Origin of the sequence: Microtetraspora sp. AC03309 (assembly GCF_020826795.1) — a bacterium.
In the GTDB taxonomy this organism is placed as follows: domain Bacteria; phylum Actinomycetota; class Actinomycetes; order Streptosporangiales; family Streptosporangiaceae; genus Microtetraspora; species Microtetraspora glauca.
In genome coordinates, this window is the sequence record NZ_JADDIL010000359.1 from 1 (window position 1) to 613 (window position 613).

2 protein-coding genes are annotated in these 613 nt (G+C 62.0%); both read left to right on the plus strand.

What is annotated here, in order from left to right:
- The coding region (locus tag IMZ11_RS43330; RefSeq protein ID WP_228649485.1) for an alpha/beta fold hydrolase at positions 1-309 on the plus strand (309 nt) is incomplete at its 5' end.
- A 9-nt stretch (positions 310-318) separates the two neighbouring features.
- Positions 319-613: hypothetical protein (locus tag IMZ11_RS43335; protein WP_228649487.1), on the plus strand; the 295-nt coding region annotated here is incomplete at its 3' end.

Consider the following 613-nt stretch of genomic DNA (forward strand, 5'->3'; position numbering starts at 1 on the left):
CGCACCCATGCCCGCGACACCGACCGTGACCCCGAGACCACTCTGGCTTGTCGTGACGCGCAGTACCAGGCCTTGATGACCTGGGGTATCCCGGAATCGTCGAAACTGGAACGTCTTTCGGCCATCGCTCAACCGACGCTTGTCGCCAACGGTGACAACGACACCATGATGTCCACCAAGAACAGCTACCTGCTGGCCGAGAAGATTCGGGGCGCCCAATTGCGAATCTATCCCGATGCGGGCCACGGTTTTCTCGACCAGTACCCGGTCGAGTTCGGTCAGCACATCCGCCAATTCCTCGGTCGCTAAGGAGAACTCATGACTGACCTGCTCGCCACCGTCCTGGACACCTACGGCGGCGTCGATCGCTGGCGCGAATTGACTTCGGTCACCGCGCACAAGCGGTTCGGCGGTGCCATCTGGGACATCAAGGCAGTGCCCGGCATCGTCGACGACGGTGAGATCACCGTCTGGATCAAAGATCAACGCACGGCGCTGTCGCCGTTCACTGCGCCCGATTTGAAGACCGCCTACACGCCGCAACGGGTCGGTATCGAGACCACCGACGGGGACATCGTCGAGGTGCTCGACGATCCCCGGGCATCGTTTGCCG